This is a genomic window from Stenotrophomonas sp. CCNWLW57, assembly GCF_037203925.1.
GTDB lineage: Bacteria > Pseudomonadota > Gammaproteobacteria > Xanthomonadales > Xanthomonadaceae > Stenotrophomonas > Stenotrophomonas rhizophila_A.
On the sequence record NZ_JBBCBJ010000009.1, the window covers coordinates 65,275 to 85,600 of the forward strand.

Annotated in this window: 18 protein-coding genes; 6 read left to right on the forward strand and 12 right to left on the reverse strand. The window is 61.8% G+C overall.

The window, feature by feature from the left end:
* The first annotated feature begins 54 nt into the window (after positions 1-54).
* Positions 55-645 carry a malonic semialdehyde reductase gene (locus tag V9K91_RS18365; RefSeq protein ID WP_068848832.1) on the forward strand — a complete coding sequence of 197 codons (591 nt, stop codon included), beginning with the start codon at positions 55-57 and terminating at the stop codon, positions 643-645.
* A gap of 86 nt (positions 646-731) precedes the next feature.
* The gene (locus V9K91_RS18370) at positions 732-1,439 is read left to right on the forward strand and encodes a YceI family protein (RefSeq protein ID WP_336443502.1); all 708 of its coding nucleotides are present in this window, start codon (positions 732-734) and stop codon (positions 1,437-1,439) included.
* 259 nt (positions 1,440-1,698) lie between these two features.
* Here V9K91_RS18370 and V9K91_RS18375 read toward each other — a convergent pair whose 3' ends face one another.
* The 3 genes from V9K91_RS18375 to V9K91_RS18385 all read right to left on the reverse strand — a co-directional run bounded on the left by V9K91_RS18375 (position 1,699) and on the right by V9K91_RS18385 (position 3,693).
* Positions 1,699-2,115: a hypothetical protein gene (locus V9K91_RS18375; protein WP_068848834.1), complete on the reverse strand. Its 417-nt coding sequence runs from the start codon at positions 2,113-2,115 to the stop codon at positions 1,699-1,701.
* A 187-nt stretch (positions 2,116-2,302) separates the two neighbouring features.
* Positions 2,303-3,097 carry a siderophore-interacting protein gene (locus V9K91_RS18380; protein WP_336443503.1) on the reverse strand — a complete coding sequence of 265 codons (795 nt, stop codon included), beginning with the start codon at positions 3,095-3,097 and terminating at the stop codon, positions 2,303-2,305.
* 92 nt (positions 3,098-3,189) lie between these two features.
* The gene (locus V9K91_RS18385) at positions 3,190-3,693 is read right to left on the reverse strand and encodes a PadR family transcriptional regulator (protein ID WP_336443504.1); all 504 of its coding nucleotides are present in this window, start codon (positions 3,691-3,693) and stop codon (positions 3,190-3,192) included.
* A 435-nt stretch (positions 3,694-4,128) separates the two neighbouring features.
* Here V9K91_RS18385 and aceE point away from each other — a divergent pair, with 435 nt between their 5' ends.
* The 4 genes from aceE (at position 4,129) to V9K91_RS18405 (ending at position 9,544) form a co-directional block, all read left to right on the forward strand.
* Entirely contained in the window at positions 4,129-6,816 is a 2,688-nt protein-coding gene (aceE, locus tag V9K91_RS18390) for a pyruvate dehydrogenase (acetyl-transferring), homodimeric type (protein ID WP_095364437.1), read from the forward strand.
* Positions 6,817-6,908: 92 nt separating this feature from the next.
* Positions 6,909-8,180 carry an ATP-binding protein gene (locus V9K91_RS18395; protein ID WP_336443505.1) on the forward strand — a complete coding sequence of 424 codons (1,272 nt, stop codon included), beginning with the start codon at positions 6,909-6,911 and terminating at the stop codon, positions 8,178-8,180.
* On the forward strand, positions 8,177-8,647 hold the full coding sequence (locus V9K91_RS18400; RefSeq protein ID WP_336443506.1) for a hypothetical protein: 471 nt from the start codon (positions 8,177-8,179) through the stop codon (positions 8,645-8,647). The genes V9K91_RS18395 and V9K91_RS18400 overlap by 4 nt, the downstream gene beginning before the upstream one ends.
* Before the next feature lie 543 nt (positions 8,648-9,190).
* Complete coding sequence (locus tag V9K91_RS18405; RefSeq protein ID WP_336443507.1) at positions 9,191-9,544, forward strand: SymE family type I addiction module toxin; 354 nt, start codon at positions 9,191-9,193, stop codon at positions 9,542-9,544.
* Between the two features lie 542 nt (positions 9,545-10,086).
* On the opposite strand, the gene V9K91_RS18410 is transcribed toward V9K91_RS18405, so the two are convergent.
* From V9K91_RS18410 to V9K91_RS18450, 9 genes are all read right to left on the reverse strand, one after another.
* Complete coding sequence (locus tag V9K91_RS18410; protein WP_336443508.1) at positions 10,087-11,184, reverse strand: DUF3578 domain-containing protein; 1,098 nt, start codon at positions 11,182-11,184, stop codon at positions 10,087-10,089.
* Positions 11,185-11,283: 99 nt separating this feature from the next.
* Positions 11,284-12,546: an HNH endonuclease gene (locus V9K91_RS18415; RefSeq protein ID WP_336443509.1), complete on the reverse strand. Its 1,263-nt coding sequence runs from the start codon at positions 12,544-12,546 to the stop codon at positions 11,284-11,286.
* Positions 12,547-12,815: 269 nt separating this feature from the next.
* Positions 12,816-14,129 carry an XVIPCD domain-containing protein gene (locus V9K91_RS18420; protein WP_336443510.1) on the reverse strand — a complete coding sequence of 438 codons (1,314 nt, stop codon included), beginning with the start codon at positions 14,127-14,129 and terminating at the stop codon, positions 12,816-12,818.
* Between the two features lie 27 nt (positions 14,130-14,156).
* On the reverse strand, positions 14,157-14,912 hold the full coding sequence (locus V9K91_RS18425) for a hypothetical protein (protein WP_336443511.1): 756 nt from the start codon (positions 14,910-14,912) through the stop codon (positions 14,157-14,159).
* 404 nt (positions 14,913-15,316) lie between these two features.
* Positions 15,317-16,072, reverse strand: a complete 756-nt coding sequence (locus V9K91_RS18430; RefSeq protein ID WP_336443512.1) for a hypothetical protein — start codon at positions 16,070-16,072, stop codon at positions 15,317-15,319.
* Positions 16,073-16,261: 189 nt separating this feature from the next.
* A complete protein-coding gene (locus V9K91_RS18435) occupies positions 16,262-17,086 on the reverse strand; it encodes an NYN domain-containing protein (RefSeq protein ID WP_336443513.1) in 825 nt (274 codons plus the stop codon).
* Between the two features lie 103 nt (positions 17,087-17,189).
* Positions 17,190-18,509 (reverse strand): XVIPCD domain-containing protein, encoded by a 1,320-nt coding sequence (locus V9K91_RS18440; protein ID WP_336443514.1) that lies wholly within the window; start codon positions 18,507-18,509, stop codon positions 17,190-17,192.
* A 24-nt stretch (positions 18,510-18,533) separates the two neighbouring features.
* On the reverse strand, positions 18,534-19,397 hold the full coding sequence (locus tag V9K91_RS18445) for a hypothetical protein (protein ID WP_336443515.1): 864 nt from the start codon (positions 19,395-19,397) through the stop codon (positions 18,534-18,536).
* A 35-nt stretch (positions 19,398-19,432) separates the two neighbouring features.
* Positions 19,433-20,278: a hypothetical protein gene (locus tag V9K91_RS18450; RefSeq protein ID WP_336443516.1), complete on the reverse strand. Its 846-nt coding sequence runs from the start codon at positions 20,276-20,278 to the stop codon at positions 19,433-19,435.
* Positions 20,279-20,326 lie beyond the last annotated feature (48 nt).

Here is a 20,326-nt window from a genome sequence, read left to right on the forward strand (position 1 = left end):
AGCGCACGGCGTGCGGGATTCCTTCTTCGTCCAACGTGTTTTACCGGAGGCTTCATGTCCAACGTGCTCAACGATGCTGCGCTTGACCAGTTGTTCCGTACCGCCCGTACCCAGAACGCTTTCCTCGACAAGCCGGTCGAAGACAGCCAGCTGAAGGCGCTGTACGAACTGCTGAAGTGGGGCCCCACGGCCGCCAACGGCAGCCCGGCGCGTTTCGTGTTCGTGAAGTCGCCCGAAGCCAAGGCCAAGCTCGCCCCGGCGCTGTCCGAAGGCAACCACGACAAGACCCTGGCCGCCCCGGTTACCGTGATCGTCGCCTTCGACGAAGACTTCCACGAAAAGCTGCCGTACCTGTTCCCGCATACCGATGCCAAGGCATGGTTCGACGGCCCGCGTGAAGGCCGCCACGAATCGGCGTTCCGCAACGGCACCCTGCAGGGCGCCTACCTGATCCTGGCCGCACGCGCGCTGGGCCTGGATGCCGGCCCGATGAGCGGTTTCGACCCGGCCAAGGTGGACGAAGCCTTCTTCAAGGGCACCACCATCAAGTCGAATTTCCTGGTCAATCTGGGTTACGGTGATTCTTCGGGCCTGTTCCCGCGGCTGCCTCGCCTGGCCTTCGACGAAGCTGCCCGCATCGAATAAGCGTTTCCGCCGGACTGGCCCGTCCGTGCGGACGGGTTGTTTCCTTACTTTTCCCTTTTTCCCTACGAATTCGAGAGAGAACCGACATGACCGTGACCCGCAAACTGCTCCTGCCGCTGGCCCTGACCCTGGCCATCGCCGCCTGCTCCAAGCCGGCTGAAGAAACCGCTGCCCCGGCCGCCGATGCGACCCCGGCTGCCGCCACCACCCCGGCTGCCGAAGCCGCTGCCCCGGCTGCTGCCGCCCCGGCCGCAGAAGCCATCCAGATCGCCTCGGGCACCTACAAGCTCGACCCGAGCCACACCGACGTGCTGGCCCAGTGGAGCCACTTCGGCTTCTCGCACCCGACCGCCCACTTCGGCAGCGCCGAAGGCACCCTGGTGTACGACGCCGCCGACGTGACCAAGTCCACCGTGGAAGTGAAGCTGCCGCTGACCGGCCTCAACAGCTTCACCGCCAAGTTCGACGAACACCTGAAGAGCGGTGACTTCTTCGACGCCGCCAAGTTCCCGGCCGCCACCTTCAAGAGCACCAAGGTGGAAGCTGCTGGCACCAACAAGCTGACCGTGACCGGCGACCTGACCATCAAGGACATCACCAAGCCGGTGACCCTGAATGTGACCGTCAACGCCGGCGGCGAACACCCGATGGCCAAGGTTCCGGCCGCCGGCTTCGACGCCACCACCACCATCAAGCGCAGCGATTTCGGCGTCGGCGCGTACGCCCCGAACGTGAGCGATGAAGTGAACATCCGCATCACCACCGAAGCCACCGGCGAAAAGCCGGCTGCCTGAGCGGTAACGATGTAGAACGCAGAAATCCCGCCGAAAGGCGGGATTTTTGTTTGTGCGTAATGAACAACGGGGTGCTGCATTGGTAGGGTCGGTTCCCAAACGACTGCACGGAACGGTGCAACGTTCGGTTACGCATGACCTGCACCGAAGCAAAAGCCGTCCCCGCCGACGTTCATGCCCCAATCGAACGCGGGCAATTCCACGGCAGTCGATTGGGATGCGACCCTACCGCCGTGCGTACCGTAGGTTAACGACGCGGTTACGCCGTGGCGATCTTCGCCAACCAACCGGTGGCGAAGTCCGTTGGCAGCCGGCGGGCCGGGGCGGTCAACCCGCTTTCGCGCAGGAATGCGTGCGTGGCCTGGGCGAAATTCTGCCGGGCAATCAACGCCGTCTGCTTCACCGCGCCCTGCTGCTTGCGCAGCTGCACGATCTGCAGGCTCGGCTTACCCGGCATCGCGTACTTCTGGTAACGGCGCAGCTCGTCGGCCACCAGGGTGATATCGGCGTTGGCCTGCACCAGCGCCAGCTGGGCGCGGGCCAGCGGCAGCACCGCCTCGCGCATGGGCACGGTGGCCTGCGGGGCGATTTCAGCCAGGGTGGCGTCCAGCGTGGCATCGGCGCGCTCCAGGCGCGCGATCAGGTCGGCCAGTGCCGAAAGAGAAGCTGCTTGCATCGAAAGGCACCGGCCCAAAATGCGATTGTCGCATGGCGGGGGTCACCGAACGCCGCACCCGGTAGCGCCGGCCGTTGGCCGGCCCAAGCAGTGCATGATCCGGCCAAGGAACGCCGCAATCCGGTAGCGCCGGCCGTTGGCCGGCCCAAGCGGTACGTGGTCCGGCCAACGGCCGGGGCTACAGCACTCAGTCGCCTTCGTGCTCCGGATGCGCCTTCCAATACCCCTTCGAGCGGATCCAGTCCTTCGGCACGCCCAGGTGCCCCTCCACGTACTTGCGCATCATCCGCGCCCGGCGCGATTCGGTAGCAATCCAGTAGAACGTATCGCCCTCCGGCTCCTCGAAATCGGTGAGCACGTCTTCCAGCAGGGTGCTGGTGGCCGCATCAAACCCGTTGCGCTCCAGCCACGACACCCGGATGCGTTCATCCTCCGGCAGTTCCTGCCGGTCATCCGCTTCCGGAATCTCGATGTACACATCCGCCCGCGCGCCTTCGGGCAACGTCTCCAGCCAGCGGCCAATGGCCGGCAGCGCGGTCTCATCGCCAAACAGCACGTAGGTGTCGAAGTCATCGGCAGTGATGTGCGAGCCACGCGGCCCACCCACCGCAATCGCATCGCCGGCCATGGCATTGGCCGCCCAACGCGAGGCCACGCCATCGCCGTGCATCACGAAGTCGATGGCCAGCTCGTTGGCCTCCAGGTCCCACCAGCGCGGCGTGTAATCGCGGGCGGGCGAGGGTTCCTGGCCTTCCGGGTAGCGCGGGCCTTCCGGGGTCATGGTGGGCACCACGAACTGGCCTTCCGCATTCGGGAAGAACAGCTTCACGTGGTCATCCGGCGAGGGCGACTCAAAGCCCTCCAGCGCCTCACCGCCCACGATCACCCGGCGCATGCACGGGCTGATTTCCTCGGTGCGCAGCACCTGCAGCGGGCGGAACTTCACGGTGTGGCGCACCAACTTGTTTTCATGCAGAGCCATGGCGATGTACCTGTTTCAAAGCCGCCGCAGCGGCGTAGGGGAAAGACCTGGCTGGCGAAATGCGGGCGGGGTCGAATAAGGGGAAGAACGGTTCAGCGGCCCTGCGCGCGGATCTGCGCGGCGGCCTCGCGCAGCGCCTGGGCCACCGCCACCGCGTTGTCGTCCTGCCAACGCGCGTGGTGCAGGCCCAGCGCCTGCTTCAGCTCGCGCATCGCATCGCGCACCACCGGCGGCAGGTTGGCCTTGGCGATCGCGCGCGCGCTGTGGCGAACCCGGTGCAGCGCCGCGTCCACCTCCTCGCGCTGCGCAGTCAGCTCGGCCTGGCCCAGTGCGGTGAGCTGGTAGCGCTTGCGCCCGGCCTCTTCCAGCGCGCTCACCCAGCCGGCGGCCTCGAACTGCGCCAGCACCGGGTAGATCGAGCCCGCGCTGGGCGTGTACACCCGCACGAACATCTCACTGATGCACTGGATCAGCTCATAGCCATGGCGCGGCTGCGCCGCCAGCAGCGACAGCACCAGCAGGCGCAGGTCGCCACGGCTGAGCGGGCGGGAAGTCAGCGGACGGGCAGGCCCATCCAGATCACGGGGAGCGGTCATTTCGATATATCGAATGAAGTGCGATAACGATATATCGAAAAAGATCCCCGGTGTAGGGTCACGCCATGCGTGACTGCGCACGCGTTCAGCAACCATTGACCCCGAAAGGACCGCGACCAGCCAGGCGTGGCCTCGTTCCAACCGGTCCGCCGCCACCACAACGGTACGTCCCCCAGGTAGAACACTCCCCAGGTTCCACGCCCCCAATGACAGCGCTAGCCAACCGATCCCCCCAGAAAACCGCCCAAGCATCAACCTCAAGCCCCCGTGGAACCCCCGCAACACCACGCGCCACTGTCGCCTCATGTCCCCAAGACACAACCGCACCACTTCCATACGCACCCGTAGCGAAGTAAGCAAACCCATTGGTGCGCTACACTTTGCGGCTAGAAATCTAAAACAGTCGCGCGCGTGCGTGCGGTCATGGGAGCGCTAATGAACTGGTTGAACGAGGTGCTGAACAACGACCCGAATCCTGTGGAAACCCAGGAATGGATCGAGTCGCTGAAGGCCGTTATTGATGTCGAGGGCCCTGAGCGCGCGCATCAACTGTTGGAAGGCATGGTGGAACTGACCCGTCGTTCGGGTGCTTACCTGCCGTTCTCTCCCACCACCGAGTACGTGAACACCATCGCGCCGACCCTGGAGGCCAAGAGCCCGGGCAACGCCGAACTGGAATGGCGCATTCGTTCCATCATCCGTTGGAACGCCATGGCCACCGTGGTGCGCGCCAACCGCAAGCCGGGCGACCTGGGCGGCCACATCGCCAGCTTCGCTTCAGGTGCCACCCTGTACGACGTGGGCTTCAACCACTTCTGGCGCGCCCCCAGCGACAACCACCCCGGCGACCTGCTCTTCATCCAGGGCCACAGCGCCCCGGGCATCTATGCGCGTTCGTTCCTCGAAGGCCGCATCGACGAGCAGCAGCTGGACAAGTTCCGCATGGAAGTCGACGGCGGTGGCCTTTCCAGCTACCCGCACCCGTGGCTGATGCCCGATTACTGGCAGACCCCCACCGTGTCGATGGGCCTGGGCCCGCTGGCCGCCATCTACCAGGCGCAGTTCCTGCGTTACCTGGAAAACCGTGGCCTGATCGAAAAGAGCGACCGCAAAGTGTGGTGCTTCATCGGCGACGGCGAATCGGACGAACCGGAAACCCTGGGCGCCATCGCGCTGGCCGGCCGTGAAGGCCTGGACAACCTGATCTTCGTGGTGAACTGCAACCTGCAGCGCCTCGATGGCCCGGTGCGCGGCAACGGCAAGATCATCCAGGAACTGGAAGGCGTGTTCCGTGGCGGCGGCTGGAATGTCATCAAGCTGCTGTGGGGCGGTTACTGGGATGCCCTGCTGGCCAAGGACACCAACGGTGTGCTGCGCAAGCTGATGATGGAAACCGTCGACGGCGAATACCAGAACTGCAAGGCCTTCGGCGGCGCGTACACGCGCGAGCATTTCTTCGGCAAGTACCCGGAAACCGCCGCCATGGTGGCCGGTCTTTCCGACGACGACATCTGGCGCCTCAACCGTGGTGGCCACGACCCGCACAAGGTGTACGCCGCCTACCACGAGGCCGTGAACACCAAGGGCATGCCGACCGTGATCCTGGCCAAGACGGTCAAGGGCTACGGCATGGGCAGCGCCGGTGAAGCGCTCAACCCGACCCACCAGACCAAGAAGCTGGACGACGAAGCGGTCAAGCACTTCCGCGACCGCTTCAACATTCCGGTGACCGACGCGCAGCTGGCCGATGGCCAGGTGCCGTTCTACCACCCGGGCCCGGATTCGCCGGAAGTGAAGTACCTGCAGGAGCGTCGCGCCGCACTGGGCGGCTACCTGCCGCAGCGCCGCCGCAAGGCCACCAAGAGCTTCAACGCACCGAAGCTGGAAACCTACGAACGCCTGCTCAAGAGCAGCGGCGAGCGCAGCTACTCCACCACCATGGCCTTCGTGCAGAGCCTGAACATCACCCTGCGTGACAAGGAACTGGGCCCGCACATCGTGCCGATCGTGGCCGACGAAGCCCGTACCTTCGGCATGGAAGGCCTGTTCCGCCAGATCGGCATCTACGCCCCGTTCGGCCAGAAGTACAAGCCGGTCGACGCCGACCAGCTCATGTTCTACCGCGAAGACCAGAGCGGCCAGGTGCTGCAGCAGGGCATCAGCGAGCCGGGCGCCATCAGCTCCTGGATGGCTGCCGGTACCAGCTACTCGGTCTCCAACGTGCCGATGCTGCCGTTCTACATCTACTACAGCATGTTCGGCTTCCAGCGCGTGGGCGACATTGCCTGGCAGGCCGCCGACATGCGTACCCGCGGCTTCCTGCTCGGCGGCACCGCCGGCCGCACCACGCTCAACGGTGAAGGCCTGCAGCACGAAGATGGCCACAGCCACCTGGCCGCTGGCGGCATCCCGAACGTGCGCAGCTACGACCCCACCTTCGGCTTCGAAGTCACGGTCATCCTGCAGCACGGCACCAAGCGCATGATGGAAGACCAGGTAGACGAGTACTACTACCTGACCCTGATGAACGAAAACTACACCCACCCGGAAATGCCGGAAGGTGCGGCCGAAGGCATCGTCAAGGGCATGTACCTGCTCACCGACGCCGGCAAGCCTAAGAAGAACGAGCTGCGCGTGCAGCTGATGGGTTCGGGCACCATCCTGCGCGAAGCCATTGAAGCGGCCGCGCTGCTGGAGAAGGACTTCGGCGTTACCGCCGATATCTGGAGCTGCCCCAGCTACAACGAACTGCGCCGCGATGGTTTCGACGCCGAACGTTGGAACCGCCTGCACCCGGAAGAACCCCAGCGCAAGGCGTATGTGACCGAGCTGCTGGAAGACCGCCAGGGCCCGGTGATTGCCGCAACGGACTACGTGCGTGCGTATGCGGACCAGATCCGCGCGTTCGTGCCGGCCACCTTCACCGTGCTGGGCACCGATGGCTTCGGCCGTTCGGATACCCGTGCGAACCTGCGTCGCTTCTTCGAAGTAGACCGGTACTACATCGCGCATGCCGCGATTGCGGCACTGGCCAAGGACGGGAAGATGACCGGGAAGGATGTGGCCCGGGCTATCAAGCAGTACAAGATTGATCCTGAGAAGGCTAATCCTGTCGGGGTTTGATCTTCAGTCAAATTAGTACATTATTTGAGGCGGCCAATGGCCGCCTCTTTTTCGTGCAATGAATAACTTTAGGGATCTTTCAGGGGGCAGGGATGAGTACTAGAATTTTAGTCAACGATTTTTCATGCATATCGAATGCGGACCTAGAGATCTCGAGTCTCACGGTCTTGATCGGCCCTTCGGCAAGTGGCAAGAGTATTCTTTCGAAGCTGATCTTCTTCTTTAATGACTTGTTGAATGACCAATGGCAGGTGTTGGAGGACGGGAAGGGGATCGATACGTTCAAGGGATTTGTCAAAGACAAGTTCAAGGAGTGGTTCCCTGTTGAAGCTTGGGGTGAAGGGAAGTTCCAGATTGAGTTCTACTGTGGAGATTTTCAGGTCAGGGTCAGTAGGATTGAGTATAGGAAAAAGCTTGGCGATAACATGCGAGTTTGGTTGTCCCCGTTCTTCGAGGAACAATACGAGCGTGCATTGTCAGCCCTCAAGGAAGCTTCCCGCATAACTGATCAGAGCATGATGGATCATCGTTACATGCGGGCCAATTATTCACTTCAGGAAAAGCTGAGGAAGGTGAATAAGAGGAGGCTTGGCGACGATCACGTTGACATTCAAACATTCGTGCCGGCTGGTCGCTCCTTCTTTACAAGTATCGGCAAAAGCATTGCGGTGTTCGAGCACAGTCGAATACTGGATCCTCTCATTCTGAGATTCGGAAGATTCTATGCGGGCGTGCGTGAGAACAGGCTAATTTCCCACCACAAAATGCCTGCCGCCTTTAGTTCGCACTTGGACTCTTTGTTGAACGGCTCCGTTGTGTTTGAGCGCAACAAGGAGTACTTACGCACCAGTGACGGGCGAAGGGTGCCCTTCTCTGCAATGTCATCGGGTCAGCAGGAGTTGATGCCGCTGATTCTGGCGTTGAAAAGGCGCGCAATTATGCTCGAAGTATCTGATGTGCAGCAGATGCTGTTTATTGAAGAGCCCGAGGCTCATCTTTTCCCCGCTGCGCAGAGTGACTTGGTTGAGGCGTTTGTCCAGTTCCTTTCTATGTCACGAGGCAGGGCGAAAATGCTGGTTACTACGCACAGCCCATACGTTCTTGCAAAGCTAAATAACCTCATGAAAGCCAAAGAGGTGGCGGGTCGCAAAGGATCAAAGAAGAGTCAGTTGGTCCAGGATATCGTCAGGGAGGAGTACTGGCTGGCGGGAGAGGGACTGCGGGCCTACGCGATCAAAGACGGGAAGCTTGAGAGAATTCAGGATGAATCTGACAACCTGATTGAAGCCGATTATCTAGATGAAGTCTCTGGATCAATCTCAAATGAGTTCTCTAGGCTGCTTGGCGTGGAGTACTCAAAATGACTTGTGCAGCCGATCGCGTCGTTACGGATGTTTCCAGGGTAAAGGTTGAGGAGAACGGCCGTAGTGCAATATTTGTCAATGAAGAGAAGCGTACATTTCACCGTGTCAAAGTTGACGGTGGGCTTGTGAAAGATACGCTTTGCGCGGACTACGTCGTGTCAAAACAGGATGTTGGATCGGTCGTGATTGAGTTGAAGGGAACAGATATCGAGCATGCCGTCGATCAGATTGATGCAACGGTTACGATCATGAAGAGCTGCAAAGCTCCGAAGGCGAAAGGAAGGCGTGGGATTGCTCAACTTCCAATGGCAGGTCTTATCGTTTGTTCAAAGTACCCTCGCGCAGATACAACATTCCAGAAGAAGCAAAAGAAATTCGTAGCTAAGCACGGTAGTCCTCTTCATTGCGTGTCAGGCAAGGGCGAGTTCTTCATCGAGAAGGTGCTGAGTTTCAATGGGCCCAAGTAGATGCTGCAGTAAGCGGGGCGACGTCTCCGAGCCCGGTATCCGACCTTCGGTGCACGCGTGCATGTCCGTGTCCCAATGCTGGAGCATATGAGGTCGTTTGTGTCAGAACAGATGGTGGCCAGTTGTCCGCCATCTTTTTCCAGATGACCAGTTCAGGTGAGCGAGCCTTATGTGTGGCTATCAACAGTGTGTTGGGAGCAGCAGGATAGGCCAACTCTTTGTAAGCCATGTCGTGAAATCCTGTGCACTTCATTCCAGTTCAAGCGCCATGAACTGCTAGACACGTCAATTGGTAGTTCCTGTCCATCGAAGTTCCAAGTTCGAGAGAAACAAACGATTTCCCATCGCTTGCAATTTGCTGCATGGTCGACTCCGGAGCGTAGAAACTCCTCTAGCAGCAAAATGTTGGACGTCCCTTTGTCGGGAGGGTGGCTAATACAACACCCCCTGTGGAAATACGCCCGCCGAATGCTGCTAGACGGTTTCTAACCTCCCGACCCCCTCGCCATCCCGGCGAGGGGCGATCCTTACAGGAGGTCCAACATGCAAACGCACTGGGACGACACGTCCTTCGATGAACTGCCCTCACGTCGGCGCGCTCGCCAGGCGCATCTGGCCGGCACCGCGAAGCCTGCAGCGTGCTCACCGCCCCCGGAGTTCCAGGAGGAGCTGAAGGTGCCCTACCTGAAGATCCGCGGCCGCTGGCTGCGGCAGATGGGCTTCAACGTGGGCCGCAAGCTGCAGATCGAGGCCTGCGCAGGGGTGATCACCATCAAGCTGCTCGGCCCGCCAGCGGTGGAAGACCCACGGGTGCCCCGGTTCGCGGAGCGCACGATCTACCACGGCGAGATCAACTCCGAGTCGGGGCAGTTCGTCCCCGAGGACGTCATCCAATGAAGAAGCAGGTGTACATGAGGGTGAAGGTAGACCGCGATCTACGCCGCGCCTTTCAGCTTTCGGCGTGGCGTAGCGAGCGTTCGCCTACGAACGTGCTGCGGTCGTTGATCCAGGACTGCGTGAACCTGGATCGGAGCGCCCAAGGCGTTGACCTCTACGTTTGGGGGGATTCGTTCCCGGTGGGGAGCGAAGTACCGAAGGGGCAGGGCAGGCCCCGCTGAGGGTGTGCCGGGCCGGCCTGCGCCATCGGCCCTGATGGGAAATTCCGCGAAGCCATGTGCACGTGGCTTCCGGAGGGATGTTTTGCTCACCCCATTCGCATGCTGCGGGCTTCCAGCTCCTGCTCGCTCTGCTGCGTGCATAGCCAATGCCGGCCGTTCCTGCCTGCTTAATCCAACTCTTGCAGCGAGTGTTCCACCGGCGGTTGTACCGCTAGTTCAGTGGGCATGGCAGCAAGCTACCTGGCCGAATCAGCTGGCGCCAGCGGACTGCTGCACGAACAAGTTCGGTCGCATCTCAGGCGCTGACATCTCAGGCAGACCTCACTCCTGGACGATCGTGTAGCTGTAACAGATCGGTTCCAGTTGAAGGTCGTCGATCTTCCAAGGAAGCTGCGCGTTTAAGAGGCCTCCGCTGGCAACGGGATTCGCCTGAGTGTTGGACAAGGCAATCTGGGAAACCACGATGAGGCCGTTGGAGGGGAAGAACTTCTTATGGTGGGCAACCTCATTGCGGGTCAAGAGTATGCCGCCGAGGTTGCCAGTGGTGCCCTTAACCTCAACGAAGACTTCTTCGTCATCCTTTCGCGCAACAAGGTCATATGGCTTGTTTCGACTGGTGTCCTCTACCGAATACCCAAGCCTGCTCAGGTGGTCGATTGCCAGGGACATTGCTCTTAGTTCAACTGCACGTCGTTCCGGCTGGGATAGGCCGAATCCCTGCTTGGCCGATCGCTGCGGCGAGCTGATTTCCTCCAGAAGCTTAAGCGCACCCGCGACCTCTGGAGAAGGTTTGCCCGGCGACAAGCCAAGACGATCAAACTCGTAAAGTCTGGATAGCTGAGCTGCCATCTTCTGCATGTCAGTGAACAGCTGGTCGTCCGAAGGAAAGCCGCCGTTCGGGTAGAAGAGCGCGATTGCAGTGGTCTTCTCGTACCCCTTGGCGAGCGAGCCGAACCCAAGGTCCAGCTTGGTCGTCATGCGGGAATCCGCAGCAACATCTGCGGTGAGCCTCTGCCGCGCCCATTGAGTCAGGGCGGACGCTTCCTCCAGTGAGCGATCAATGAAGTTGCCGCCCACGTTAATTGTGGAAGCATGAGCAAGCGCAAGGTAAGCACCCGAGCCATCTTCCCGGAATAGCCACACGACGTACCAGCCGATAGTGGCTTTCGGCGAACGACCTTTAGACGCGAACCGCACCCAGGGTACTCGGGCCTTTCGGGTTATGCCGTCCTTGCCTTCCACCAGGAAGTCGGCTTCCTCCACGTGTGCGGCAGTGCGCAGTAGCGTGCCGAGCTCACGAATTTGGGAGGGGATGGTTGATCGAATCAGCAGCCCCCGCTCCTTCATCGCATCTGTTGGCGTCGAGTCGTACTCACTCTGCAGTTCAAGCACACGCTGTAGATCTTCCCTGATAGCCATTGCGATAGCTCAGCCCCATTTTCGATAGGCGGCATTTATGCATGGCACCTAGGAAAATGCAATGTGCATCACAGATTCGTCGTTTGGACGGTCGTTGAGCTACGACGGATAGATATTTGGTGGCGTTCCTCCCCGCATCGGTAAGCGCGCTTGGCACCGCTGTGCGTGCTCCGCCAGATGGGCCGGGTTCGGCCTATCAGCTGGGGAGGTAGGGAGGTTCAGGATTTGGCCTTGAAGAGCTGCGTAGTCGGTGGCTAGCAGGGAAGGAGCCACGGCCACCGTGTGCTCAGGGGTAATCCAGATAAGATGGCAATCAAACAAGGTATGCAGGTCCGCTCGGAGCAACAGGCCGTTATCTACTCTGTTGGTATGTTCGCCCCGGTAGGGCAGAAGATGTGCGGCTTCCAGGACCTCCACAGCGGTGCACCCAGAGATGGCGCATCGGCTACCGTAGGCGTCCAGCATGCGGGCGCGGAACAGTGGTTGACCCCGCCGCTGCGCCACGGTGCGCATTGCCCACACACGGGCATCATGCTCACTATCCAATGGCGGCGCAGCCATGAAGGCTGCAGCCTCACCCTCGGCCTGGGCGCGGGCCTGGTCGTCCGAAGCTAGGGGTACAACCACCCACTTGCCGTCAGCATTCTTCCTGAGATCCACATGTCCATGAACGGCAGGGGTGAAAGGAACATAGCGGGTTCGCTTGGGCGGTCCAGGATCTACTAGCTTGAATAGTCGATCCCGGGGATGACCACTGTCGCTGCGCCAGTTCGTCCTCCCATAGTCATAGTGGACGCGACTTGGGGCGTTGACAGTCAGGTGCTCCAAGTCAGCACGGGCGTTCCCGAGCGGCTCTTCGGGGTGACGTGCGGTATCCCATGCTTCAACCTCAGACAGCGTAGCGCCGCCAAGCGCGCAGATGGCATCCGCAACACGCCAGTACCTCGCGCCATTTGCATAGGCACTTGCGCTTGATCCCTGGTGCTCAAACACGAGCACGAAGTGATCCCCATCTAACCGATCCACTCGGCCCACAAGGTCCGGACGAGCCTCGAATATATTGCGAGCCGGCTTGTCGGGATCCACTAGGCGCTCGGCGCGATTGAGCTGTGTCGCAACTACGGCGCGTAACTGCAACCCCTCGCGCGCGGCGATACCAAGGTGCTCCATGAGCAGGTTCTTACCCGGGCCACGCCAACGCGCCAATGAGTCATCGTAAACCCAGCGACCGTTAGTCGTTTCAATGTTGTGCTGCCAAATGCTGACGACGAGCTCGCGCGGATCCTCAGTGAGCGAAGATACTGCCCATGCACGATTGACTAGCTTGGCGCCAAAGCGCCCAAACTCTCGTTCGATACCCATTATCGTCCCCCATGTTCAGCGCATTATCGTCCGACAAGCGAGGTGGCTGCCATACTGAGGAGCCCTTTGGGTGCCCAGGTCAGTGGAGCGCTCGGCCCACCAATGAGAGCCGAGATCACATGCGCGCAGAGAAATAGCGACGGGCGCGGGTAAGCCAGCTCGCATCCCTGAGGGAGCGCTTGAGGGCGTGCCGGGCCGGCCTGCGCCACCGGCCCTGATGGGTAATTCCGCGAAGCCATGTGCACGTGGCTTCCGGAGGGATGTTTGCCTCACCCCATTCGCATGCTGCGGGATTCCAGTTCCTGCTGGTTCTGCTGCGTGCGTTGTTCGGCTTGCATGGCCAAGGCCTGCCGTTCCTGGCCTGCTTCATCCAGCCGCTGCAGCGATTGCTCCACGGGCGTCTGCACGGCTATTTCAGTGGCCATGGCAGCGCGCTGCTGTGCCGGGTCATGCAGGTTGCCCTGCACCACGAACACGTTGCGGCCTGCAGCACCCTCTGCGGTGGCTTGGCTCAGTACCACGTGGTCAGCCCGGTCCAGCTTGTTCTCCACGGCCAGCGTGGTGAGGCTGGCGGTCAGCCGTTCGCTGGTTTCATCGAAGCTGCGCCCGTGTTTGGCGTCCAGTGCGGCCACGTGTTCGCGTATTTGCTGGTAGAGCAAGTAATGCGCATCGCCGGGGCGCAGTGCCGCCAGGCGGGTGCTCGGGTCCTGGCCGGGCAGGTCGTTGAGCACCACCTTCGGGGTTTCGATGCGTTGCCGGTACGGGTCGTCTGGGTGGAAGTGGGTTGCCTTCTCCTCGCGCTCCAGGCGGACCTCGCGGGTGTCGTTCAGGCCTTCCAGTACGCGTGGGTTGCGCTCCTGCACGGGGAAGCCGCTTTCTGTGTGGTGCGACCAGGTGCCGGCCTTCGGGTCATACTCGTGGTACGAGCTGCGTATGCCGATGACGTTGGGGTTGCTGGTGGGCAGCGACTGGTCGGCCATGCTCAGCTCATACACGCCCAGCTTGGCCACGTAGGCGGTGGCCTGGCCCCACGGCATGGCGTCGTAGGCATGGCCGGCGGTGTTCCATGCCCGCGCGGTGCCCCGGTAATCGTTGTTGAGCATTTCCTTCCAGACGTTCTCGGCAGCGTCTTCGCTCAGGTTCTTGCGGGTGGCTTCCAGCAGGATGCGGGGGGTCCAGCAGTTCGGGTCCAACCCGTGCTGGACGAATGCTTTGTCATGGGCAACCTGCACGTCGCGGCCGGGCAGGTTGAGCGCCAGGTCTGGCCTGCGTGCCCCCATCCAGTACTCGCGGCGCTCAAGGTCCCGGTCGAGCAGGGTCTGGCCGAAGTCCTCCCACTGGCGCTCTGTCAGCGTGCGGTTCTGCAGCCTGGGGTTGCGGTCGTGCTGGTCGCTGGCTTCGAGCTGGGCATAGGCGTTGGCGACCTGGCCGGGCAGGTTGTCGTTGCGCACCACGCCTAGTGCCAGCAGGCCATAGCCGTCGGAGCCTTCCTTCTGTGCCAGGTAGTTCCAGTACAGCTCCCGGTTCCCCTTGGAGGCGTACTGCTGCAGGATCTCGATGTCCTTCTGATTCAAGCCGCTCATGTGTTGTTCCTCCTGAACATTCCTGAGTTACCGGACCTTGTACTTGGCCAGTGCCGCGCGGGTAGCTTCTTCCATGGCCTTCCAGTCCTTCAGCAGCACGCGTGGGTAAAACAGGGTAACGCCCAGGTTGTCGTTGGAGTCCACGAAGTAGTGGGTGCAGCTTGAAACCTTGACTGACTCATCGGGCACCAGTCTGTCGCCCTGGATCGCCAGGCCCTCGTTCCCACCCTCAGGCTGATCGCACTTGATGAACGTGGCCAGCATCCCGTTGGCGGCCCGGGCGATGTACCACTCGTCTTCCTTCCGTGGGTTGCGGGTAACGGGCTCCCCAAACTGCTTCTGGTATTCGTTGCCGAACTGCGCCATGCGCTCCTCGTCAATGGCGTACGGAATGAGGCCGAACCGCTCCGTACCCGCCTTGCGCAGATCCAGCCGGCGGCGCGGGTCGTTTCGGTTGACCGAGCCTGCTTCAGTGGTGGCTTCGGTGTTGCTCAGCCGGGGCAGCAGCTCTGATGCGGGGACCGCATCGAGGTAGTCGATTGAAGCGGTGACCGTTCGGTAGTGGTCTTCCATGCTGCGCGTGGGACGGTCGCCGGGAGCGGCTGCCTGCAGCCCGGGCCAGATGAAGCTCAACGCAATGCCGCCGCCCACCGATGGGCCAATCTGGTCATCGTAGAAATTGGCCGGGAAGGCGTAGCGGTGCGGACCGAGCTGGGCCACTACCGGCGCGGTGGTGTAGGTGTAGCCATCCACCGTGCGGCTCTGGCTGGTGTCTTCAGACATGGCAGGTTCCTTGTTTCCCTTTTCCGTGGATGGGGCCTTGGCACAGGCGCTGGCGCTCAGGGCGACGGCGAGTGCAACTGCCAGGCACCGGCCGGATGACATCACGCTCATGGGCCATTCCATTGCATTGGGTGGGGTCAACTATAGGGAATGCTCTGTCAACGGGACAGGAACGGGGTGCGCGCGTGGCTACACGACCAGTGCCTTTGGGGCGGTCGACCCGTTTTTGGTCTTTGAGGCCAAGCTCACCGTCCAGTGGCCCTTGGAGTCCTGATGGGTTTTCAGCAAGGGGTACGTCTTGACCATGGTCACCAGCTTGACGTGACCGTAGGTACCCGGTTTGAAGGTCGGTAGAGTGAGCCGAATCAATCCGCTCACGCGTTGTTCCTCCTGAACATCCTGGGTCACTCAACCTTGTATGCGCTCAGCACGCCGCGCGCGGCGGCTTCGATGGCCTTCCAGTCCTTAAGGAACACCCGGGGATAGGAGAGGGTCACCGAAAGGTCGTTGTCGGCATCCACGAAATTATGGGTGCAGCCGGAGACCGGGACACTTTCGTCGATCTCAACCTGCTCGCCCTTCAGCGTGAGTGAGTCGCGCCCCTCCTGGAGCTTGTCGCACTTGATGAAGGTTGCCAGCTCGCCGCCCGGGGTGCGGGCGATGTACCAGTCGCTTTCCACGTTGGCGTTGCGCTTGGCCGGCATGCCGGTCTGCTTTTCGTACGCCTGGGCGAATTCGACCATCCGCGCTTCATCAATGGCATAGGGCGTCAGCCCGAACTGTTCGGTGCCGGGGGTGCGCATGTCGAGCCGGCGGCGCGGATCCTTGCGGTAGGCCGAGCCTTCCTCGCTGGTGGCATCGGTGCTGGTCATGCGGCCCAGCAGCTCCGTGATCGGCACGCCGTCGATGTAGTCCACCGACATGGACATCGCGCGGTGGTGGTCGGACATGGAGCGGGATGCGCGCGTGCCCGGCGCGGCTGCCTTGAGCTCGGGCCACATCAGCGTCAGGCCAACGCCGCCGCCAACGGCCGGGCCGATCTGGTCGTCGTAGAGGTTGGCCGGGATCGCGTAGCGGTGCGGACCGAGCTGGGCCACTACCGGCGCGGTGGTGTAGGTGTAGCCATCCACCGTGCGGCTCCGGCTGGTGTCTTCAGACATGGCAGGTTCCTTGTGTCCCTTTTCCGTGGGTGGGGCCTTGGCACAGGCGCTGGCGCTCAGGGCGACGGCGAGTGCAACTGTCAGGCACCGGCCGGATGACATCACGCTCATGGGCCATTCCATTGCATTGGTTGGGGTCAACTATAGGGAGTGCAGTGTCAGCGGGACAGGAACGGAGTGCGCGCGTGGCTACACGACCAGCGCTTTTTTGACGGTCGATCCGTTTGTGGTCTTTGGGGCCAAGCTAACCGTCCAGTGGCCCTTGGAGTCCTGATGGGTTTTCAGCAAGGGGTACGTCTTGACCATGGTCACCAGCTTGGCGTGACCGTAGGTACCCGGTTTGAAGGTCGGTTGAGTGAGCCGAATATGTTCCGATAGCGCGTTCAACGTCACCCGACCATTGGGGGAGGAAGTCACCAACTCCTCGACTGCCTTCATGACGAATGGAGGGCTCTGCTTGGGCGGGGGTGCGTTCGCAGCAGGCTTCTTCGGCGCCTGCTTCTTTACCTTCGCCACGGGCGCAACGATGGGCTTGGCCACGTCTGCCACCTTTGCCGCAGGCTTCGCTACGGGCTTCGCTGCCGGCGTCCACTCAAAGAACTGATCGCACGCTTTTCGCAGTGCTTCCGGGCTATTGGCGGCGCCCGCGATATAGACAATTGCGCCACGTTCCCTGAGCTTGCGGCACAGGTAGGCGAAGTCGCTGTCACCGGTGACCAGGCAGAAGGTCTGTGCACGCTTGTCCAGCAGCAGCTCAAGCGCGTCCAGCGACAAGGCAATGTCGGTGCTGTTCTTCCTGGGCGCGTAGGGGAACTGCAGGCAGCTGGTAAACGACTGCCGAACCAGAACCTGTTCCCACCCCTTGTTGATCGTGTTCGGGTTGCCATAGCCCCGGCGAACTGTCACCCGCCCTGCCTGTGCGGCTCGCTGCAGCGCGAATTCGGCGATCTCCGGCGGCACGTTGTCGCAATCAATCACGAGGGCGACGGACGCTTCCTGGGTGGGGAGGGCCATGGCAGTTCCTTGTGCTGGGCCGGGGTGCCGGTAGGGGAACTATAGGCAATTTGGTGGTGGGTGCGCGCGGGGTTTGGGGGCGGGGTGGCGCTGCCGCTGGGTGTTATCCCATGCGCATTGTTTGGTGGTGGTTGTGTTCCTGCTGCTGGGTCTGTGCCAGCGCCTGCTGCTGGCGCTCCTGGCCGACCTCCTCCAGCCGCTGCAGTGATTGCTCCACTGGCGTCTGCACGGCCACGTCCGTGGGCATGGAGGCGCGGCGGTGCGCCGGGTCGGCAGGGTCGCCCTGCACCACGAATACATTCCGCCCGGCGGGGCTGTCGGCGGTCTGGTGGCTCAGCAGCACGTGGTCGGCGCGCTCCAGCCCGTTCTGGCGGGCCAGTGCCACCACGCTGGCGGTGAGCCGTTCGCTGTTCTCATCCGGGGCGCGGCCCTGCCTGGCGTCGATGGCGGCCACGCCTTCGCGTACCTGCTGTACCAGGGCGTAGTCCGCATGGCCCGCGCCGATGTCGGCCAGCCGGGTGGGGGCTTGCTGCTTGTCCCCCGGCGCGCCGTCTATCGAGGCCGTGAACGGGCTGCGGGTGATGGTGCGGTACGGGTCATCCTCATGGAACTGGGTGGCCTTCTGCTGGCGCTCCAGGCGCACCTCGCGGGCGTCGTTGAGTTCGGCAATGCGGCTGGGGTTGGTCTCTTCCCGCATGGAAACGTGGCCGCCGCCGGTGCTGACGTTCGCCCACTTCCGTTCCGCCTCGAAATACATGGCGTAGTAGCTGTTGCCGCCAATGACATTGGGGTTGGTGGCCGAGCGGCCTTCCAGCAGCTGGGTAGCTTCGGTGGCGCCCAGCCTGGCCAGGTATTGGCCGCCTTCCACCACGCCCATCTGGGCGATGGCGTCATAGCCGGTCCTGCCTACGCGGGTTGCGCCCAGGTAGTTGTTGTCCAGCATGTTGGTCCAGATCTGCTCCATCTTCTCCGGGCCGCTTTCTTTGAGGGCGGCCTGGAGGAGTACGCGGGGTGTCCAGCAGTTGGGGTCCAGGCGGTGGCGAACGAACGCCTTGTCGTGAGCGAGCATGACGTCACTGCCCGGCAGGTTCAGCGCCAGCTCCGCGTTGCCATCACTCAGGTAGTGAGCGCGGCGCTCAAGGTCTTGATGAAGCAACGTCTGCCCGAACTTCTCCCACTGACGTTCTGAAAGCGTGGCATTTGCGAACTGCGAGCCCTCGTCGCGCTGGTGAGCAGCATGGTCCTGCGCGTAGCTGTTGGCAACCCGGCCCGGGAGACTGTCATTACGCACCACGCCAAGCGCCAACGTGCCGTAGCCGTCTGCACCCGGCAGCTGGGAGAGGTAGTTCCAATACAGTTCGCGATTGCCAGCGTCGGCATAGTGCCGCAGCACGCGCAGGTCACGTTCAGTCAATCCACTCATTGCAAACTCCTGTAAGCGCCGAAGTTACTTGACCTTGTAGCGGTTCAAGACATCCCGAACAGCCAGTTCCATGGCCCTCCAGTCCTTCAGGAACACACGGTTGTAGTTGAGGCTTATCGAGAGGCTGTTTTCAAGGTCCACGATGTAGTGCACGCAGCCGGCAACCGTGTCTCCTTGAGAGTCCACAAGCTCCTCGCCGTTCACCACAAGGCCGTCACCCGATTCCTTGGCGCTGTCGCACTTGATGAACGTGGCAAGCGCTCCATTCGAGCTACGCGCGATGTACCAATCGTCCTCAGATGCGGGGTTACGCGGATGTGGGCGGCCATACTTGGCTTCGTACACACGTGCGTATTCGGCCATCCGGGCTTCGTCGATGTCGTAGGGGATAAGCCCGAACCGCTCCGGCTGGGGAACGCGAAGGTCCAGGCGATCAGATGGGTCGCCGCGCTCCACCGAGCCTGCCTCTGTGATGGCCTCATTGGAGGCATGGCGCTCGAGCGAGGTCTCGATCGGAATCCGGTCAACGTAGTCAATAAGTACCCGGATTTCCTTGCGGAAGTCATTGGCTCGTGGGTTCGCTCGAGCACCCGGAGGGGTTGGCTTCATGTCCGGCCACTCGATGACCAGGCTCACGCCCTCGCCCGGCCACGGCGCAATCTGGCTGTCTAAGTAGTTGGCGGGAATGCGGAAGATATGCGGCCCCAGCTTCACTTCCACCGGGGCATTGGTGTAGGTATAGCCATCGACAGTGCGACCGGTTTCTGTAGCTTCCGACATGTTCGAAGTCCCTTTGTGTTCGGTGGGCGGCGTCCGTGCGCAGGCGCTGGCGCTCAGGACGACGGCGAGTGCAACTGTCAGGCACCGGCCGGATGACATCACGCTCATGGGCCATTCCATTGCAGTGGTTGGTTCTCAGTACTTTACAAGAGGCTTCGCACTGCGTCTTCCATGCGCTTCCAGTCTTTCAGGAAGGCTCGCTTGTAATCGAGGGTGATGGAGAGCTTGTTCTCCACGTCGGTGAAGTAGTGGATGCAGCCAGCGGCAACGGCGCCCTGCTCCTGGATGACCTGGTCACCCTTGAGTTGCACGCCGTCTTCGCGGAACGTGCTGCTGTCGCACTTGATGAACGTGGTGAGGTTGCCGCTGGGGTCGCGTGCCACGTACCAGTCATCCTCGAAACCGGGGTTGCGGGTATGCGGTTTGCCGTAGCGCGTCTGGTAGGCCTTGGAATAAGCCGCCATCTTTGCTTCGTCGATGGCATAGGGAATCAGCCCCATCGTCTCTGGCTGGGCCACACGCAGATCCAGCCGATCCTTGGGGTTGTCCCGCTCGACCGAGCCTTCCGCGGTCACCGCGGTGTTGGACGACAGCCGTTCCAGCGAGGTCTCAATGGGCGCGGTATCGATGTAGTCGATGGACACGGCGATCTCCTTGCGGAAATCATTGGTGCGCGGGTCCACACGCGCGCCGGGGGCGGTGGGATTCATGTCCGGCCACTCGATGACGAGGCTGACGCCGTCGCCGGGCCACGGCGCGATCTGGCTGTCCAGGTAGTTGGCGGGAATGCGGAAGGTATTCGGCCCCAGCTTCACGTCCACCGGTGCATCGGTGTAGGTGTGGCCGTTGAGGGTGCGACCGGTTTCAGTTGCTTCCGACATGTTCGAAGTCCCTTTGTGTTCGGTGGGCGGCGTCCGTGCGCAGGCGCTGGCGCTAAGGGCGACGGCGAGTGCAACTGTCAGGCACCGGCCGGATGACATCACGCTCATGGGCCATTCCATTGCAGTGGTTGGGGTCAACTATAGGGAATGAGGTGT

Bases quoted from the DNA above. Each gene is read 5' to 3' on its own strand.
- V9K91_RS18420 (WP_336443510.1), bottom strand. From the start codon at position 14,129: ATGAGCGGCTTGAATCAGAAGGACATCGAGATCCTGCAGCAGTACGCC.
- V9K91_RS18445 (WP_336443515.1), bottom strand. From the start codon at position 19,397: ATGAGCGTGATGTCATCCGGCCGGTGCCTGACAGTTGCACTCGCCGTC.
- V9K91_RS18440 (WP_336443514.1), bottom strand. From the start codon at position 18,509: ATGAGTGGATTGACTGAACGTGACCTGCGCGTGCTGCGGCACTATGCC.
- V9K91_RS18410 (WP_336443508.1), bottom strand. From the start codon at position 11,184: ATGGCTATCAGGGAAGATCTACAGCGTGTGCTTGAACTGCAGAGTGAG.
- V9K91_RS18400 (WP_336443506.1), top strand. From the start codon at position 8,177: ATGACTTGTGCAGCCGATCGCGTCGTTACGGATGTTTCCAGGGTAAAG.
- V9K91_RS18425 (WP_336443511.1), bottom strand. From the start codon at position 14,912: ATGTCTGAAGACACCAGCCAGAGCCGCACGGTGGATGGCTACACCTAC.
- V9K91_RS18450 (WP_336443516.1), bottom strand. From the start codon at position 20,278: ATGAGCGTGATGTCATCCGGCCGGTGCCTGACAGTTGCACTCGCCGTC.
- V9K91_RS18405 (WP_336443507.1), top strand. From the start codon at position 9,191: ATGCAAACGCACTGGGACGACACGTCCTTCGATGAACTGCCCTCACGT.
- V9K91_RS18435 (WP_336443513.1), bottom strand. From the start codon at position 17,086: ATGGCCCTCCCCACCCAGGAAGCGTCCGTCGCCCTCGTGATTGATTGC.
- V9K91_RS18385 (WP_336443504.1), bottom strand. From the start codon at position 3,693: ATGACCGCTCCCCGTGATCTGGATGGGCCTGCCCGTCCGCTGACTTCC.
- V9K91_RS18415 (WP_336443509.1), bottom strand. From the start codon at position 12,546: ATGGGTATCGAACGAGAGTTTGGGCGCTTTGGCGCCAAGCTAGTCAAT.
- V9K91_RS18365 (WP_068848832.1), top strand. From the start codon at position 55: ATGTCCAACGTGCTCAACGATGCTGCGCTTGACCAGTTGTTCCGTACC.
- V9K91_RS18395 (WP_336443505.1), top strand. From the start codon at position 6,909: ATGAGTACTAGAATTTTAGTCAACGATTTTTCATGCATATCGAATGCG.
- aceE (WP_095364437.1), top strand. From the start codon at position 4,129: ATGAACTGGTTGAACGAGGTGCTGAACAACGACCCGAATCCTGTGGAA.
- V9K91_RS18430 (WP_336443512.1), bottom strand. From the start codon at position 16,072: ATGTCTGAAGACACCAGCCGGAGCCGCACGGTGGATGGCTACACCTAC.
- V9K91_RS18380 (WP_336443503.1), bottom strand. From the start codon at position 3,097: ATGGCTCTGCATGAAAACAAGTTGGTGCGCCACACCGTGAAGTTCCGC.
- V9K91_RS18370 (WP_336443502.1), top strand. From the start codon at position 732: ATGACCGTGACCCGCAAACTGCTCCTGCCGCTGGCCCTGACCCTGGCC.
- V9K91_RS18375 (WP_068848834.1), bottom strand. From the start codon at position 2,115: ATGCAAGCAGCTTCTCTTTCGGCACTGGCCGACCTGATCGCGCGCCTG.